The sequence below is a fragment of the Paenibacillus apiarius genome (assembly GCF_017052585.1).
In the GTDB taxonomy this organism is placed as follows: Bacteria; Bacillota; Bacilli; order Paenibacillales; family Paenibacillaceae; genus Paenibacillus_B; species Paenibacillus_B apiarius.
The window spans coordinates 1,958,715-1,977,034 of record NZ_JAFFHZ010000001.1; the positions used below are offsets into that span (position 1 = coordinate 1,958,715).

13 protein-coding genes and 1 riboswitch are annotated in these 18,320 nt (G+C 55.4%); of the genes, 9 read left to right on the plus strand and 4 right to left on the minus strand.

What is annotated here, in order from left to right:
- From JSQ80_RS09020 to JSQ80_RS09045, 6 genes are all read left to right on the plus strand, one after another.
- Entirely contained in the window at positions 1–972 is a 972-nt protein-coding gene (locus tag JSQ80_RS09020) for an ROK family protein (protein ID WP_206095060.1), read from the plus strand.
- 140 nt (positions 973–1,112) lie between these two features.
- Positions 1,113–3,611, plus strand: coding sequence for a glycoside hydrolase family 38 N-terminal domain-containing protein (locus JSQ80_RS09025; RefSeq protein WP_206095061.1), 2,499 nt, complete (start codon positions 1,113–1,115; stop codon positions 3,609–3,611).
- Positions 3,612–3,701: 90 nt separating this feature from the next.
- A riboswitch (TPP riboswitch) is annotated at positions 3,702–3,808 on the plus strand.
- A gap of 125 nt (positions 3,809–3,933) precedes the next feature.
- Positions 3,934–4,536, plus strand: coding sequence for a YkoF family thiamine/hydroxymethylpyrimidine-binding protein (locus JSQ80_RS09030; protein WP_206095062.1), 603 nt, complete (start codon positions 3,934–3,936; stop codon positions 4,534–4,536).
- Between the two features lie 126 nt (positions 4,537–4,662).
- A complete protein-coding gene (locus JSQ80_RS09035; RefSeq protein WP_206095063.1) occupies positions 4,663–5,229 on the plus strand; it encodes an ECF transporter S component in 567 nt (188 codons plus the stop codon).
- Between the two features lies 1 nt (position 5,230).
- Positions 5,231–7,063 (plus strand): ABC transporter ATP-binding protein, encoded by a 1,833-nt coding sequence (locus JSQ80_RS09040; RefSeq protein ID WP_206095064.1) that lies wholly within the window; start codon positions 5,231–5,233, stop codon positions 7,061–7,063.
- Positions 7,060–7,845 (plus strand): energy-coupling factor transporter transmembrane component T family protein, encoded by a 786-nt coding sequence (locus JSQ80_RS09045; protein WP_206095065.1) that lies wholly within the window; start codon positions 7,060–7,062, stop codon positions 7,843–7,845. The genes JSQ80_RS09040 and JSQ80_RS09045 overlap by 4 nt, the downstream gene beginning before the upstream one ends.
- Positions 7,846–8,173: 328 nt before the next feature.
- Here JSQ80_RS09045 and budA read toward each other — a convergent pair whose 3' ends face one another.
- Complete coding sequence (gene budA / locus JSQ80_RS09050; protein WP_206095066.1) at positions 8,174–8,998, minus strand: acetolactate decarboxylase; 825 nt, start codon at positions 8,996–8,998, stop codon at positions 8,174–8,176.
- Between the two features lie 22 nt (positions 8,999–9,020).
- Positions 9,021–10,709, minus strand: a complete 1,689-nt coding sequence (gene alsS / locus JSQ80_RS09055) for an acetolactate synthase AlsS (protein ID WP_206095067.1) — start codon at positions 10,707–10,709, stop codon at positions 9,021–9,023.
- 197 nt (positions 10,710–10,906) lie between these two features.
- On the opposite strand from alsS, the gene JSQ80_RS09060 reads away from it, so the two are divergent.
- The 3 genes from JSQ80_RS09060 (at position 10,907) to JSQ80_RS09070 (ending at position 14,021) form a co-directional block, all read left to right on the plus strand.
- Positions 10,907–11,998 carry a M24 family metallopeptidase gene (locus JSQ80_RS09060; RefSeq protein WP_206095068.1) on the plus strand — a complete coding sequence of 364 codons (1,092 nt, stop codon included), beginning with the start codon at positions 10,907–10,909 and terminating at the stop codon, positions 11,996–11,998.
- Between the two features lie 253 nt (positions 11,999–12,251).
- Complete coding sequence (locus JSQ80_RS09065; RefSeq protein WP_206095069.1) at positions 12,252–13,568, plus strand: voltage-gated chloride channel family protein; 1,317 nt, start codon at positions 12,252–12,254, stop codon at positions 13,566–13,568.
- Positions 13,569–13,871: 303 nt separating this feature from the next.
- Entirely contained in the window at positions 13,872–14,021 is a 150-nt protein-coding gene (locus JSQ80_RS09070) for a hypothetical protein (RefSeq protein WP_206095070.1), read from the plus strand.
- A gap of 37 nt (positions 14,022–14,058) precedes the next feature.
- On the opposite strand, the gene JSQ80_RS09075 is transcribed toward JSQ80_RS09070, so the two are convergent.
- Together JSQ80_RS09075 and JSQ80_RS09080 are read right to left on the minus strand one after the other, a co-directional pair.
- On the minus strand, positions 14,059–16,779 hold the full coding sequence (locus tag JSQ80_RS09075) for an alpha-mannosidase (protein WP_206095071.1): 2,721 nt from the start codon (positions 16,777–16,779) through the stop codon (positions 14,059–14,061).
- 26 nt (positions 16,780–16,805) lie between these two features.
- Complete coding sequence (locus JSQ80_RS09080) at positions 16,806–18,089, minus strand: glycoside hydrolase family 125 protein (protein ID WP_087433907.1); 1,284 nt, start codon at positions 18,087–18,089, stop codon at positions 16,806–16,808.
- Between the last annotated feature and the right edge of the window lie 231 nt (positions 18,090–18,320).

An 18,320-nucleotide genomic window follows, 5' to 3' on the forward strand; every position in this document is an offset into this window, starting at 1 on the left:
ATGCGCGGCCCATCCTCGGCTGCGCATCGCGGCTCCGCGCCGGCGCCGCATGCCGTGACGCTGGCGCTGGACGCCGGCGGCACGGCGCTGAAAGCGGCCGTCGTCGCGGGCGGGCGCCTCGTGCCGAACGTGAGCGGCCAGTGGCCGTCGCGGGCGGAGGGCGACACCGCCACCATCGTGGCGGGCTTCGCCGGCGCTTGCCGCGAGCTGCTCGGCGCATACGCCGCCGCAAGCCCGGACCGGCCTGCGGCGGCGGTGCGTATCGGCTTCGCCTTCCCCGGTCCGTTCGACTACGAAGCGGGCGTGGCGCGCCTGCAAGGCCTGGGCAAGTACGACCGCCTCTATGGCGTCAACGTGCGCGACGCGCTCCGCGCCGAATTCGCCCGCCGTGCCGCATCCGGGGAAGCGTGGGCGGCTTCCTTGGCCGACGCCGACGTTCGCTTCCAGAACGACGCGACGCTGTTCGCGCTCGGGCTGAGCCGCCTGTACCCGCACGAGCGGCTCCTCTGCTTGACGCTCGGCACCGGGCTTGGCTCGGCGTTCATCGAAGCCGGTCGCCCCGTCGCGGGCCGCAGCGGCGTGCCGGACAGCGGCATGCTCTATGCGGAGGCGTATCGCGGGCGCCTCGTGGACGAGCAATTCGGCCGCCGCGGCATATTGGAGCTGGCTGATCGGATGCGCGCGCGCCGGCCGGAGCAGGATGTGCGCGACTTGGCCGACACGGCCCGCAGCGGCGATATCGCTTCCTTGCTTGTCTTCCGCGAGTTCGGGACACGTTTGGTCGAAATGCTGTCGCCTTATATTCACAGCTTCCGTCCGCAACGGCTGATTCTCGGCGGACAAATCGCCAAAAGCTCCGATTTGTTCGCCGCAGAACTGAATGCGCTGCTGCAGCCATACGAATGCGAGCTGCAGACGAACAATCAAGTGATGGAATTTACGTATTTGGGCATTGATGCATTGTTTCAATGAGCTTCCGCCGTTTCAGACAATGAATGATTTCCATCAGGCCTGACGGTGCGTCCGTCTTGGCTGCCGACATTGTATTCCGGGGAATGACAGCATGTTCGCTCCTCCCCGGAATCCCATACTAATTAAAGGAGTGATTCACGATGATGAACCTGGAACAACGCATTGCCCTTGCCGAGACACCCGCCCCGAAGCGGACTTGGACCATTTATGCCATCCACCATTCGCATACGGATATCGGTTATACCGAGCGGCAGGAGCGAATCGGGCACTATCATGCCGACTTCATTCGCCAAGCGCTGAACATCTTGCGGCAAGCCAAGGACGGAGCACGGCCCGAATGGCAGGGCTTCAAATGGACATGCGAAACGTTCTGGGCAGTCGAACGATTCCTTGAAAGCGCATCCTATGAGGAGCGCCGGCAATTCGCAGCTGCGGTCTTAAACGGCGATATCGAGTTGTCCGGCACCTATTTGAACATGACGGAGCTGCCGGATTACGATCTGCTGCACAGCATACACAGCAAGGCGCAAGCGTACGCCAAATCGATTGGCCATACGATAGACTCCGCCATGACCGCCGACATTAACGGGTACGGCTGGGGCTATGCCGATAGCTTGCTGTCTAACGGCATCAAGCACTTATTCAGTTGCATCCATACCCATCATGGCATGTTCGCGCTCGGCCGCAAGCAGACACCATTCTGGTGGGAAGCCCCAAGCGGGGAACGGCTGCTCGTATGGAACGGCGAGCATTACATGTTTGGCAACGAGCTTGGGCTGTGCCCGAATGCGCTTGGAAAATATATGATCCAGGACGAATTCGACCATCAGCTTATTGATTCGCGCCATGACGATATTGCGCGCATCCGCCTGCATCGCTACGTATGCAAGCTGGAAGAGGAACGCTATCCTTACGATTTCGTTCCCGTCATGCTGTCGGGCTTAGGCACGGATAACGCGGCGCCGAATGGCCGCATTATGGAATTCATCCGCACATGGAACGAGCAATACGGGGATAAGATCCGTATCGAACTGACAACGCTAAGCGGCTTCTTTGCCCGTCTTAGACAGCAGGATGTCAACGCGATTCCGGTATACCGCGGCGATTGGCCGGATTGGTGGTCGGACGGCGCAGGCTCAACGGCAATGCATACGCAGCTGTTCCGTGATGCGCAGCGGACGCTTCGCAAAGTGAGACGGCTGGATGCGCACGCTCACAGCGTGACGGCAGACGAAATAGCCGCGGCGGAGCAAGCGCTCGTCATGTACGCCGAGCATACGTGGGGTTACCATTCTTCCATCGCCGAGCCGTGGCATCCGAACGTGCAGCTGCTTGAAGTGCGCAAGCAGGCTTACGCCGCGGAAGCGAGCCGCTTGGCTCATCGGGCGCTGGACAAGACGCTCTTCGCCCAAGGCGCTTCCACGCTGTATCCGGAGCGTCCGTTCCGCTACCGCGTCATCAATACGGACACGGTTCCGGCGAACAAACTCGTCACGTTGGCGATAGACGGCTGGGAGCCCGCCTTGTTCCAGAACGGGCTGGAAGTGGTGAATGAAGCCACCGGTCAAGTCATGCCGCACCAACTCCCCCATCCGCAAGCGGCTATCGTCGAGGTGCGGTTGAATGCAGGCGAAGAATGCACGCTGCTCATTCGTCCGCAGAACGGAACAGGGCGCACAGCCGGTTATATGACTTCCAGCACACGGCTGGTCGGCAGTGACCGCGTGTACGATATGGAGGACCTGTCGGGGAATTCATCCGCGCACGGTCCGGTCATCATTTCGCAGCATAGTGTCGAATCTCCCTTCGTCCGTATCGAGTGGAAGGAAGAGAGCGGGATCGTGATGTGGCGCAACAAAGAAACAGGAGCCGATATGCTGCGGCAAGACCGCGAATACGGCGCCTTCACCCCAATCTACGAGGTGACTCCAGTTGCTGACGCCACGAATCAGAGCCAGGTCTGGTCGGTCCGCAGCCGAATGGGCCGCAATCGCAAAGGTCTGGACGTCGATCGTTCTGCCGGGCGGCTCATCCGTGTCCGTCCGCTCGAGAACGGACCGCTCTACGCAACGGTCGAGCTATTGTATAAAGTGCCGGGCATGAGCTATTACGCCCTCTTTTTGAAGGTGTATGCGACGATGAACCGTGTTGACGTATCCGTCCGTCTGCATAAAGACAGCGTCTGGCTGCCGGAAAACGTCTATGTCGCGCTGCCGTTCACCAATGGCGATGGCACTCAGGATACGCTGTGCGTTGAGAAGGCGGGCGCCATCGTGCGGCCTTGGATCGACCAATTGCCTGGCACCTTGCTGGATTACATGTGCATTCAAGAAGGGTTGGCATGGGTCAATGAAGCACAGTCCCGGACATTGCTCCTCGGCACGCCGGACACGCCGCTCATACAGCTCGGACCGCTCGGCTTCGGCCGCCGTCTTGTTCATACGCAGCAGCAAGATGCCAAGCCGGACTCGTACGCATGGCTGATGACTAACTATTGGGAAACCAACTTCAAAGCGACACTTGGCGGATTTTATGAATTCCGTTACATTCTGGACGCTCGCGGTTCTGTGGCAACGTCCCTGCTGGGCGCTGAGCTGGGTTCGTTGTCGGGAGACTTTACCGTTGCCCGAATCCGATAATCGGGTCACGGCGCTTAATTATCCCTTTACAATCCAGCCGTCCGTTGTATAATGGAAGCGGCAAGGCATACGAACAACCGCATAGTAATTTCGAAACACTAGGGGTGCTTGAACAGGCTGAGAGGCAGCGGCAACGCTGTTAACCCTTATGACCCGAACTAGATAATACTAGCGTGGGGAAGTGTAGTCGACTGATGGATATAGACCTTGGCTTCATCATGCATGAAGACTGGACGTTATCTCAAAGCGAAACTGCACTGATTCATGGTGCAGTTTTTTTGTTGCGCCAGCCAAATATACCGCAACAAGGGAGGATTTTACGATGAACACTGCATCTTGCGGATCAAGCCGCATTGTCGGCTGCCGATTCTCGATTTATCCGATGAGCGATCGCTTCGTCGACATCATTATGGAGGCCTTGAAAAAAACGGACATGTCCAAGGTCTGGTCCAAAACCGATGATGTGAGCACATGTGTGCGCGGACGGACCGAACACGTCTTTGACGTGGTTCAGTCGATATTTTTACATAGTGCGGCAGGCGGGGAGCATGTCGTGCTGAATGCGACCTTTTCGATTGGCTGTCCGGGAGATTCGGAAGGGGATGTATATTTGAGCGAAGACGACATCCGCTTGAATGCCCGACATTGCCAGGCCATCCAGTTCGAGGCTGCTTCCCAATTCTCGCTCTATCCGCTCGGTTCTACAAGCTACATGGATACAATTTACGATATCGTCGCATTGGCCAAAGAAGAAGGAACCTTCGGCGGAAGCGCCCATTACGCCAGCCGGCTGGACGGAGACGCGCAGCGGGTATTCGCAACATTGGAGCATGCATTTGTAAAAGCGCAAGCTTCCGATGCTTCGCATATCGTGATGACGGCGACAATTTCGGCCAACAGCCCATCGAAGAAAGAGCGGGCATAACACATTGACGCGATCAGGTAACGCACAAAACATTGCAGCCTTCGATGCGGTTAAAAACAGGATCTCATACAGCTGCAGCACATCCTATGGCATCGAGATAAAACGTGGTGAAAAGAGGAACTGTACATGAACAATCAATGGAAATTACGCGATATTATCGTGCTTAGCTCTTTATCCGTCGTCTTTGCGGTTATTTATTTGCTCTTTTTGCAATTGGGCAATGTGCTTGTCGGCTTTATGGGCCCGATGGGATACGAAGTTATATTCGGCATTTGGTTTATTGTGTCGATAATCGCAGCCTATATTATCCGCAAACCGGGAGCGGCAGTCATCTCGGAGACCGTCGCCGGTGTCGTGGAAGTTCTCATCGGCAACGCCGTAGGACCGATATTGATCGTGTCCGCCCTTATTCAAGGCTTGGGAGCTGAAGCCGTGTTTGCCGCTTCGCGCTACCGCAGCTATTCAACCAAGGTCCTGATGCTAGCCGGCGTAGGTTCCGCCATATTCAGCTTTGTATGGGGTTATTTCCGCAGCGGATTCGGGGCCTACTCCCTCGGTCTCGTCATCGCCATGCTCGTAGCTCGCTGCATTAGCGGAGCGCTCATTTCGGGCCTTCTCGGCAAATGGATTGCCGATGCATTGGCGAAGACCGGCGTCCTGCGCAGCTTCCCGATAGCGAAGGAGCGCAAGTAAGATGACGCCCGGTCAGCTTCTTGCAACAGGCCGCGGTCATGCTGCTTCTGCTCCAGCAGGGAACGTTGAGCACGACGGCAGGATGGCAGTCATAGCGGAGAGTCTCGCGCTCGCATTCGAAGAGCACGGGGAGCCCGTTTTTTCCGATATCGACGCTGCTGTTCGCGAAGGCGAGACCGTGCTGCTGCTCGGTCCGAGCGGATGCGGCAAGAGCTCGCTCGCTTTCTGCCTAACCGGACTGTATCCCTACGCGGTCGACAGCCAAGTGAAGGGACGGGTGAGCGTATATGGCAAGCCGCTGGCAGACTATGAATCGGGAGATATCGCTCAGCTCATCGGCATCGTGTTTCAAGATTTCGAGAGCCAGTTCTGCATGCTGCGGGTGGAAGAGGAAATCGCCTTCTGTCTCGAAAATCGGAATTGCCCCCGCACGGACATGGACTCTGCCATACACGAAGTGCTCAATAAAGTCGGTTTGAACGACTGGCGCCATGCATTCATCCACGAGCTGTCCGGAGGAATGAAGCAGAAGCTGGCCCTTGCCTGCGCATTGGCCCTTCGCACGCGGATGCTCGTGCTGGACGAACCGACATCGAATCTCGACCCGCATGCCAGACGCCAGTTCGCAGGCCTCGTGGCTGAGCTTTCGCGCAAGGAAGGACTTGCGTTGCTCATTATCGAGCATCAGCTTGATGATTGGATTGGCTTAGCGGATCGCCTGCTCGTCATGGATGCGGACGGAACGATCGCCTATGACGGACTGCCCGCTTCCTATTTCAAGCATCGCGTTATCGAGGCCAAGGCGCATGGCATTTGGCTTCCTCGCGCGCTTGAACTGCAGCAGGCGCTGGCGGAGGATTTGCCCGCGTCCGGGAAGGCAGACGGCACGGCCGGGAACGCATTGGCCGACACCGCTATGTATACAGGCGATCCGCCGCTGACGGAGCAGCAGCTGCTTGCCGCGCTGTGTTCCCTTCCCCGCGAAGCACAGGCGACAGCGCTGCGCCTCTTGACGCCAACGAAGACGAAGCGGCCGCATACACGAGACCGCGTCTTGCTGCAAGCGAACGGACTCGTTTATCGCCGCCAAGGGCGTGCCGTCATCGACGGAGTCACTCTTGCACTCCATGCTGGAGAATGGGTGGCGCTTGTCGGACCGAACGGGGCTGGAAAATCCACGATCGCCTCGCTTCTATCTGGACTGACCAGGCCGGACGTGGGGCACATTCTGTTGCAGGGGATTCACCTTCATCGTTACGCCGAACGGGAGCTGAGGGCGTCTATCGGCTACGTGTTTCAAAATCCAGAGCACCAGTTCATAGCGGATACGGTGCGCGACGAGCTTGCGTTCAGCCTCCGGCTGCAGGGCATAGGCGAAGAGGAGGTTCAAAGGCAAGTCGCCGGCACATTGACCCGTTTCCGGTTGACGAAAATGGAGGATGCCAACCCGTTCTCGCTTAGCCAAGGCCAAAAACGGCGTCTTAGCGTAGCAGCTGTACTGACCGACAGCCAGCAGCTGCTCATATGCGACGAGCCAACTTATGGCCAAGATGCCTACGCCTCGAAGCAGCTGATGGAAATGCTCCATTCACGGGTGCAAGGCGGTGCGGCCGTGCTTATGATTACCCATGATATGGAATGGGTTGAGGCGTATGCAGACCGTGTCATCGTGCTGTCCGAGGGACAGATTCGTTATGATGGCTCTCCAGCCGCCTTATGGAGGGAGCATGCTTCTCTGCTGGAGGCCAATCATCTGCGCATGCCGATGAATTATTCGGTGGCCGAACAGCTCCGCACTCTAAATCAACATGCGGAAGGCGGTGCTAGGATATGATGCTGCGGGATTGGAATCCTAGCATCAAGGGACTGGCGATTATTGTGGCCGTCATTTTGCTGTCTCTTACCTTTGATCCGGTAACGCCGCTTTTGGCGCTCGCCTATACCATCCTTTTTACGTTCGGATTGGGGCGGGTGCCTTGGCGCAGATGGCTGTTGGGCTTTGCCCCCTTTTTTATTATGGGCTTTGGCTACGTGTGGACGGCGCTTCTGTTTCCCCGTTCAGCCGCTACCGAAGCGAGTGCCGCGCTCTGGCAGTGGGGATCGTTCATCGTGACAGAAGCAACCCTTCATCAAGCGTTGTCACTGGGCCTAAGAGTGCTTATCTTCTCTGCGCTATCGCTCATATTCATCCTGACGACAGATCCTGTCCGCTTCATGCTGAGCCTGATGCAGCAGTGCAAGCTGTCTCCGAAATGGGCATACGGCATACTGGCCGGCTACCGCTTTCTTCCGTTCTTCAAGGAAGAGCTTCGCATTCTGCAGCATGCTCACCGCATGCGCGGCGTCGAACGCGAACGGGGCTGGAAGAACAAGCTGCGCGCTTGGAAGCGATATGCCATTCCGCTGCTTGCTTCCGCCATCCGCAAGTCGGAGCGTGTGGCAGCCGCCATGATCTCCAAAGGCTTCACCGGACGGCGCGGCCGCATCTACTACACGGAGCTGCGCGTCACCTGGAAGGACTGGCTCTTATTCGCTCTGCTGCTCGGCGGGATCGCGCTATGCTATTTCCTGTCGTGGAAGCTCGGATATGTGCAGTGGTATCGGGGACAACTGTGACACGATGCAGCAAAGTCATTGGACTTAGGGAGATGAGAGCGTGGCGGCCCATCTCCCTCATGCCTATTCTCCCCCTGAATCAGGAAAGGCTCCATATGGAATAGTCTCTGCCTGCGTACCCCGCTATCCATCTTCATTCCCGCACTTCTTTCCTTGCCATGTCCCGGTGCATTTCCCGTACATTTCCGCAGCTCCTCTGACTCTTAGGGAGAGCGTTGCTAAGGAAAGAAACAACAAGCCTGTTCCGTAAAAAAAGGCCCAAACGGGCTCCATGCTCTCCCATTCAGACCTTCTTGGCTAAGTTATTTCGCATGCGCTTCCCAGAAATTTAGCGGGAAGCCCCGCCTTCCGCAATCTCGATTTCACCCGCCACGTCACGGCCAGTCAAATCAGCGTTCATAAAGCCCGCAGTTTCCGGAAAATGAAGGTGCAGCTCCGCCGGCTGGCCAATCTGAACCGTTCCGCCAAGCAGCGTAAAATCCAGCACATGTCCGCCGCCTGTACGGTCATCATCCACAAAATGCAGATGGTAGCCTGCCACAGACAAGCCTTGGGCGAATGCCGGCATTCTAAATCCGGCCATTGTCCCCTCGACTTGATTCAGTGTAAATACCGGCTGGGATTTTGTCGCCTCGACCAATGTCGGGTACGGACGCTTCTGCTTCGTGACCGTACGAGTCACCACTTGTTCGAATTGGCCATCCATGCGCAGCGCATAAAACAAGTTTTCACTGGGAAGCAAGCCGTCAATTAATGCTTCAAGATCCGTGCGGCTCATCGGGCGATCGATGGTGAACGTCGTCTCTGGCTGAAAATAGGTGACGGAGGCGAACGGTGTCATCTCCTCCGCATGAACCGGATTGACGCTCCCGTCATGACGAAGGTGATAGAACTCGCCATCGAACGCGATTAATTCCCCGTCCAATTCATCAAATGTTCCGAGGCCGAAGTCTCCGTGCCGGGCCAATTCCTTCATCGTCATGCTCCCTTCATACACACCATCCAGCAAGGCGCTCATCGTGGATGTCTGAAAGATGGTGACGGGTTCTGAAGCACCCCCCCGAGGCGCATGGCCGGCAAGGGGGTTATTGTTCGCTGCCTGTTGTTTTGGTTGCTCTTGTTGCTCCTCCATCGGTTGTAAAACGGCATTCATAATGTTATGTCCTCCTTGCTTTTTAATGGAATTGATCCGGCAGAAGCATGTTGCCCAATGTGATGTTGTCGCTGTAGTCGACCGGAATATCGATGATGACCGGCCCTTCCGCCGCCAGCGCCCGCTGCAGCGTCGGCACCAAGTCGTCCGGATCGGTGACGCGGTAGCCCTGTGCCCCATAGCTTTCGGCGAATTGAACCATATCCGGCTGGCCAAAGTGAACCCCTGCGGTGCGTCCGTATTTCATTTGCTGCTGGAAGGCGACCATATCATACGTGCCGTCATTCCATACGAGATGCACGATAGGCAATTGGAGCCTTACAGCCGTTTCCAGCTCCATGGCTGAAAAGAGGAAGCCCCCATCGCCAGATACCGAGACGACCTTCTCTCCGGGTCGTACCAGCGCTGCGGCAATCGCCCATGGCAGCGCAACGCCTAGTGTCTGCATTCCATTGCTGAACAGCAAACGGCGCGGCTCATAAGAGCGGAAGTAGCGCGCCATCCAGATGTAGTGCGAGCCGACGTCGCACGTTACCGTCACCTTGTCATCGATGACACGGCGCAGGCTGTGTATAATTTGCAGCGGGTGCAGCAATCCTTCCCGCACATGCTCTGGAGGCTCGCAAGCTTCCAACAGCTTCGCTTGCAGGGAATCGCACAGCTTGGCGGCTTCCGGCGTGCGCTGCAGACCGGACAGGTGCTTCGTCAATTCCTGTATCGTCCGTTCAATGCTGCCGAGCAGTTCCAGATTCGGTTGGTAATCGTGGTCAATATCAGCTTGAACCTCATCCACATGAACAATGTGGCGCAGCCCGTCGCCGTTCCAGAACTTCGGATCATACTCGACGGGGTCATAGCCTACCGTTAGCACAACGTCGGCTTGCGCCAGCAAATCATCACCCGGCTGATTGCGGAACAATCCAATCCGTCCGAAAAAGTGGCTTTCAAGCTCGCGCGAGATGGCCCCGGCTGCCTGGAATGTCTCTACAACCGGTATATTTGTATGAGAGATCAATTCACGGATCGCATAGGTCGCTTCCGGCGCGCTTGCTCTCATGCCGAGCAAAATGACTGGAATGCGCGCCCCGCGCAGCGCTTCGGCTGCCGCCCGGATCTCTTCAGAAGGAGCGGCCCCCAGCTTCGGTGAAGGAAGCGGACCGATCGCCGACACTTCGACCGGGCTTGTGATGACGTCCTGAGGCAAGCTGACGAGTGCTGCACCCGGGCGCGGCGACGTCGCTGCCCGGAATGCATTCGTGAGCACTTCAGGCAAATTGTCCGGATGCTGCACTTCGGCGCTATATTTGGTTACGGGCTGGAACAGTGCCGCGTTATCCATCGATTGGTGCGTCCGCTTCAGACGATCCGCACGCGATACCGCACCGCTCAAGGCTACGACGGGATCCCCTTCCGCCGTAGCGGTCACGAGACCAGTGGCCAGATTGGAAGCGCCCGGCCCCGACGTGACGAGGCATACGCCCGGTTTGCCGGTCAAGCGTCCGACTGCGGCAGCCATAAACGCGGCATTCTGTTCGTGACGGCACACGATCAAAGAAGGGCCTTGATCTACTAGTGCATCAAATACACTGTCTACCTTAGCCCCCGGAATGCCGAATATGTGAGAGACGCCTTGCCGCATCAGGCATTCGACGACGATGTCTGCCCCGCGGCTAACGACTTGATGTTGTGGTTGTTCTTTCGTTGCATTCATGTCGGTCACCCTTTCTATGTTCCTATCAATAGAATAAACACACTGATACAGATTAAAACACATTATATGAAAACAAATGAAAATATTCAGTCTGTAATATATATAATACTCCTTTTTTTCAGTTTGTCCATTCGCAATTTCCAATCGTTCGTGGTATCTTCGATTTAACAGCAGTTATAGTGAAAGGATGAATCGAGATGAACGAAAAGTGGAACTCGCTGATGAAGGCGATGGAAAAGGAATCACTTCCTGCGATGCTCATTACCGATCCGAAGCATGTATATTATTTGACCGGGTTTGCCTGCGATCCGCATGAGCGCTTTCTTGGCCTCATCGTATCGAAGCACGAGGAACCGGTATTGATTGTGCCTGCTCTCGATGAGGATAAAGCGGCCTCCGCTTCCTCCGTCAAGCGGATCGCAACCCACGCAGATACGGATAACCCGTATGATCTGCTGAAGCAGCACCTGCCGCACGGCATTCCTCTCCTCGGCATCGAAAAAAATCATATGTCCCTGCATCGTTTTGAAGCGTTGGACCATGCCGTGCAGGCGCAACGATACGCGGATGCTGGTCCAATACTGCAAAGCATGCGGCTTATTAAGACGGAAGATGAGCTCGCGCGAATGAAAGACGCCGTAAACCTCATCGAAGACGTGCTTCGTCAAGGTGTAAGTAAAGTACGTACAGGCATGACCGAAATCGAAGTCGTGGCGGAATTGGAATATTTGATGAAGAAGCTCGGCGCAGACGGTCCTTCCTTCAGCACGATGGTGCTGGCAGGGGAAAACTCCGCACTGCCGCACGGCATTCCGGGTACGCGCATAATCCAAGAGGGCGAGCTTCTGCTGTTCGATCTGGGCGTATACTTGAACGGATATGCTTCCGATATAACGCGCACCTTTGCCGTCGGCGAAGTGAATGCGGCATGCAAAGAGATTTACGACACGGTGCTTGCCGCGAATGAAGCGGCGATCGCAGCGGTGAAGCCGGGCGTCACGTTCGGCAGCCTGGATCGGACAGCGCGCCAAGTCATCACGGAGAAGGGGTACGGCCAGTATTTTACCCACCGTCTCGGACATGGTCTCGGCATAGATGTTCATGAATATCCGTCCATACATGACCAGAATGAAGATCGGCTCCAAGCCGGCATGGCCTTTACGATAGAGCCGGGCATCTACGTTCCTCAGGTCGCAGGCGTGCGCATAGAAGATGATGTTGCTGTCACCGAAACAGGTGTCAAGGTGCTGACTTCTTATCCGAAAGAATTGACCGTTATCGGGGTATAAGCCGAATAAGCAGCAAACGTCTTTGCCCCTTCCATTTCATTAAGATTTTACTAGTGAAAATGGTATTGAAATACAATCAGTACTTATTTACAATAAAATCTGAAGACTCACGCCGTCCACTGGGACGATAACGTTCGACCATAATCGCCCTTTATCGGGCTACTGACTCCTATTCGGAAACGCGACGCCTTCGCCTTTCGATAGGGGTCTTTTTTATGTTGTGACACAGTCAGCCGAGAGGAGTTCTATCATCATGAAGGTGTTGCAAGCAAATGAACGGGCATCGGTGCGCCAACTGTGCAAATGGCTCATCATTTCCGCTGTTATCGGCATATTGACCGGTTCCGCTTCCGCCTTGTTCCTGCTTTCCCTGGAGGCTGTAACGAGCATTCGGGAAGCCAATCCGTACTTGCTTTACTTCCTCCCGATCGGGGGAATGACGGTCAGTTATTTGTATTGGAAGTATGGGGGCTCATGTGCCAAAGGGAACAATCTCATACTTGAGCAAATTCAGGGGGGACACGAGCGCATTCCGAAGCGGCTCGCGCCGTTCGTACTGTTCGGTACGCTCGTGACGCACGTGCTGGGCGGTTCGGCTGGACGGGAAGGGACCGCGGTGCAAATGAGCGGAAGCTTATCCGATTGGGTCGGCAGAGGCTTCCGCCTGAGCGGCAAAGAACGGAAAATCGCCTTAATGTGCGGAATTAGCGGCGGATTCGGCTCTGTATTCGGCACTCCGCTTGCCGGAGCTATTTTCGGAATGGAAGTGGTCGCCATCGGAGCGCTGCATCTGGAAGGGCTATTCCCCTGCTTTATCGCGAGCTACATCGGCGACTATGCCGCGACCGCAATATGGGGCGTTCATCGTTCGCACTATGCCGCTTTCTTTCCCGGCGTTGCGCTGCCGACGATATTGAAAGTCGCCTTCGCCGCCGTCTTGTTCGGCCTCGCAAGCCGCGGCTTCAGCTCGTTGACGCACGGCATCAAGCGGATATCGGCGCGTTGGATTGCCCATCCCGTCCTCCGCTGCGGTATTGGCGGCACCGTAATCGTGCTCGTCACGCTCGCACTCGGCACCACCGCCTATCAAGGGCTAAGCCTGCCGCTTGCCCATCAGTCGTTCGAAGGCGAAGTCGCGCCGCTGTCCTTCTTCTGGAAGGCATTCATGACCGCGCTGACGCTCGGCACTGGGTTCCAAGGAGGCGAAGTGACACCGCTCTTTATTATCGGCGCCACACTCGGCAACACCTTGTCCGCATGGCTTCACGTCGACATGACGTTCCTTGCGGCGCTTGGCTTCATCGGCGTATTCTGCGGCGCAGCCAACACGCCGATCGCGTGCATGTTTTTGGCATTTGAAATATTCGGCACGTCCGGCTCGTTCTACATCGTCCTTACCTGCTTAATCAGCTACTTGGTGTCAGGCCATTCCGGCATCTACACCTCGCAGCAGGTAAGCCTGCCGAAAGGAGCGCAGTCCGCCCGCCGCCGGGCCGTCAGCCTGACCCGATTCCAACAGCTGAAGCGGCGCGCCCACAAGATGAAGCACCGTTCTTCTTCGGGACAATAGCCGCTTCGAGTAAAGGACGCCATAGATTGCCACTGTCCCTAAAATAGCATCTGGCGCAAATGGGAATGGCTGCTTAACAGAACCTCCGCCAATGGATGCCTCAAGCAAAGGCAAGGATTCTATTGCTTCATTCTCCCCTTCCATCAGATAAAAGACGGCACGTCCTTTAACACTACACACAACGGAATGCGTCTAATATGTTATCCTGCCTGATTGCATGGGAGAGTATGGCAATGGATGGAACGGGCATAAAAGAAAGGGGCTGACTGAATAGGTGTGAGTGACCTAAGGAATAGTCACGGTTTGTTGCTGAATGAAGCACGGGGTGTATCTCTCGTGCCTGCTGCAGGCAACGGACGCGGAACAAGCTTCAAAAGCGAAGTATGCGATGCGCTCGACGTCTGGGCGGGGCGGCCGCAGCCAGTAAAATGCAAAATGGTGAAGCAGAAATAGTCTCTGCCCCACCATTTTTTTATTTATAGATTGCTTATTATTTCTTTATGCCGAGCGTGAAGATCTCTGCGCTGCCCAGCTGAATCGCTACGTCTTGGTTGTTCGCCGCGGACGCAATGCTGTCGCCCGTGTGCTCCAAGATGTTGCTGCGGTAGAAACCTGCCGCCGCTTCCGGCAGACGGACGTTCAATGTCTTGCCTTCGTGCGCGACGTTGAACCAACGGCCGACCATGTCGCCTGTCTCTTCCGCCATCTTGATCGAGGAGAACGCCACGCCTTCGCCTTCCCATGCCAGGAACGCATGGTTTGCCGGAAGACATCCTTCGTGCACGTCTACTTGGCGAACGATCCAAGGCACTTGGAACGAATGCGCTTCGGCGTGAACGCCTGCAGCTACGGCATCGCCCGCATGCGGAATAATTGCGTATTCCGCCGTGTGTGTGCCAATGCACTGCGCTTCCGGCGTCGGGAAGTAACCCCAGTCGCCCAATTCGCCCGAAGAGCGGAGCAATGTGACGGCAATTGTATTTTTATTGTCTTGCGATACTTCGTATTCGAACAAGCCTTTGTTCGCAACTGTCAAGCCGAGCTTGCCGTCGCTGACGCTGACGAACGTATGCTGGTGCTGGTCGTTGCTCGGATTCTCCCATTCTTGAGCCGGCACGTTGTTGCGGCGCGCCACTTCGAAGATCGATTCCGCCAAATGCGTTTCGGCTGTAAAGCCGCTTGGGAACAACGCTCTGACGCGGTGGTCTTTGGACTGGTTGTCCATGGTCACATGCACGTCCACGCGCTTCGCTCCGCGGTCCAGCGTGTAACGCGTCACGATATGGAACGGCGCCATTTCCATCGAACGCTGTGCCTTCCGTTTCGGGAAGTCAACGATGTCGAGCTGCTCTTGCTTCAACGTGTCATCTGCGGAAACCGGAATGCTCCAATGATGCGTGACTTCGATGACCGCGCGGAACGGCGTATTTTCGACGACATTACGCTCTGCCTTCAGCCCTGCCGTCGTCAACGGCTTCGAGCCTTCCGGCATGCGGAACATGTACTCGTTGCCGATGTCGCCCGCGTCTTCATACACGTTCAGCCCCGCGAGCGTGTGTCCTGTCTTTTTATCCGTCAAGGTAAGCGATCCGTCTTCGGCCACCTGTGCCTTCAAGTGATCGTTCTCCAGCATAAATTCGCCTGTAACCAATCCTGCGGATTGTTCTTTCGCCGCTCCTGGCACCCATGCGAGCGTCCGGTATCCGAATGCCGGAATATCTTTCGCCTGCAAGCGCACGTTGATGGAGCGCGCCATATATGGTTGGCGGAATTTGTCCTTCGGCAAGTCATAGCCGAATGTGACGCCCGCATCTTCCCATTGGCAATCCAGCACGTTGCCGTCCGCGTCGACGATTGCGCCCGGAACGATTGGCTCCTGCTTCATTTCCGCAGCCAATTTCGTCGGATGGCCTTCCCGGAAATAACGGCGCGACAGCTCAAGCTTCACTTCCACGACGCCGCTGCGGTCATACCCCGCCGTGTTGAACACCGTAAACGGCACCGCGCCTTTTCCGTTATATACAGTCGTATCGATTTGCTTAAGCAAGCTGTCGACTGTTTCATTAATAATCATTTCCGTCATATGCTTCGACTTCTCGAAGCGGGTAACCATTTCACGGTGCACTTCGTCCACGCTGCAGCCGCAAATGCTGTCATGCGGATGGTTCTGCATCAGCGTCTTCCATGCGTACACGAATAGATGATGCGGATAAGGCTTGCCTGCCTGATGAGCGAACGCAGCGAGCGGCTCCGCCACTTTCTCCAGCAGCGTCTGATTCTCGGCGTTCATCTGCTTCAGATAGACGCGGGAGGAAGCCGTATTGACAAGCGTATACCAGCCGTCCGTGCGTTGGCTGCGCAGCTCGCCTTGTATCGTCTGCAGATTCTCAGGCAGCTCTTGCTTCAGCTCATCCACATAGTCATTAAAGTTGGAGTGAACGAAATCGACGTCCGGGAACAGCTTCTTCGCCACTTCGATAGCCTTGGACAGATCGGTCTGAATCGGCTGATGGTCGCAGCCGTTCATGAACAGCAGATGGTTCGTCGACGCGAATTTCTCCGCATTTTCGATATTCTTTTCCCAATAGGCGACCGCTTGCTTCTCGTCCACCGGAACTTCCATGCCGTTGCAGTACCAATTCGCGAACAAAATACCGATGACACGCGAACCGTCCGGGGATTGCCAGATCATTTCCGAGAATGGAGACTCATAAGCCGCGTCCTCAGATACTTGGTTGTTGAAGCCGGTCGGCTTCACGCCGCGGCCGAATACGGCTACGTCGATATTGGCTTGCTTCAGCATCTGCGGAGCTTGTCCCATGTTGCCGAACGAATCCGGGAAATAGCCGACTTTAGAAATATGTCCGCCGTAATGGGCGCAATCGCGATGCCCGATTTGCAGATTGCGCACGTTCGCTTCGCTGCTTGTCAGGAACTCGTCCTGCAAAATGTACCACGGACCAATATGAATGCGGCCTTCGTGGATATATTTCTCCAGCTTGCCCTTCATTTCCGGGCGAACTTGCAAGTAGTCTTCCAGCATAATCGTCTGGCCGTCCAGATGGAAGCTCTTGAAGCCTGGATCATGCTCCAGCGTATCAAGCAAGGTATCCATCAATTCAATCAATAGCGCATGGTGATATTCATAAGGCATGTACCATTCGCGGTCCCAGTGAGTGTGCGAGATAATATGGGCTGTCTTTTTCGTCATGTTCAATCCCTCTCTTCCTCTAGTTGTTATGCCTTCAACCAGCGTTCGCGGTAAATCAATTCAGAGAACAAGCTGTTCGACCATGCGAACCATTCGCGCGTAAATTGCGCTGGATCGTCGACACAGAAGCCTTCGTGCATATATCCTGTACCCGCATCCGTCTCTGTAAGCAGCTGGATCAACGAGTCGATTTCTGTTTGGGAATTCGCTGTCAACCCTTGCATCGATAACGCAATGTGCCAGATATAACGTTCCGGCGTATGCGGGCTTCCGATGCCTTTCGCTTTTTTCCCGGCATAGAAGTACGGGTTCTCTTCGCTTAAAATAAAGCGGCGCGTATTTTGATAGATTGGATCGTCAGCCGTCGTATACCCGAGATACGGAATCGCGAGCAAGCTAGGCACGTTCGCGTCATCCATCAGGTTATAGTTGCCGAAGCCGTCTGTTTCATATGCATAAATTTTGCCGTATTTCGGGTGGTGGAAGACGCCGTAGCTTTGAATGCCATCTTCGATTTCTTCGTGCAAAGCACGCGCTTTTGCGGCAAACGGAGCATCTTGGTACACCGTGTCCGCGATTTCCTCCAAGTAGCGCAGCACAACAACTGCGAACATGTTGGAAGGCACGAGATAACCGAATGTGCACGCGTCGTCGCTTGGACGGAAGGCAGACCAGGTCATTCCGGTATAGTTCACCGGCATGCCCATGCCGTTGTTCTTCAACGTATCGGTCTTGCGGCAATCCATGCGCTCGAAGCGGTATGGCGAGTGCTCGAAATGACGCTGCTCCGTAGTCCACAAGTCCATGATGATGTGTGCCACAGTTTTGAATTCTCCGTCGAACAGCGATGTATCCCCAGTCTCTTTCCAATAAAGATAGCTGAGCTGCAACGGATAGCACAAGGAATCAATTTCGTATTTGCGCTCCCATACCCAACCGTTCAATTTCGTTTGGTCGCGGTGATGGATTTGGTCAAGCGGAATTTCTTCTTCGTTAAAAGCATTGGCATACGGATCGATTTGAATGTACTTCAGCTGCTTGCGCACCAATCCGGAAATTACGCGGCGAACGTCCGCATCGTCTTTGGCAAGCGGCATGTACTGGCGCACTTGAGCGCATGAATCACGCAGCCACATCGCCGGAATATCTCCGGTAAAGACATAGGACGTGCCGTCCTCGTGCAATTTGGTCGTTGTTTGCAGCGTGTTCGGGAAGCAATTCAAGAACAGCTGCATCAATTTCGGGTTATCCGCCAATTTTGTCTTTGCTTCTTCCATCACGCGAAGCACGGCTTGCGGTAGACGTTCCATATCGGCTCTCTCCTTCTCCAATCCAATCTGTGTGTTTTGTCTATAGCAAATAAATCATTAAATATGTCAATCATATTGTATATAAGCCATTGGGAAAATACAACTCATATAGCCCGTGTTCAAAATGGTCATTGAGCAACCTTATATAAACACAATCAGGTGAAGCCAACGCTTCACCTGATTGCACACATTGGGCTATTCATTTCGCTTATGCATCGCTGTCATTCCATG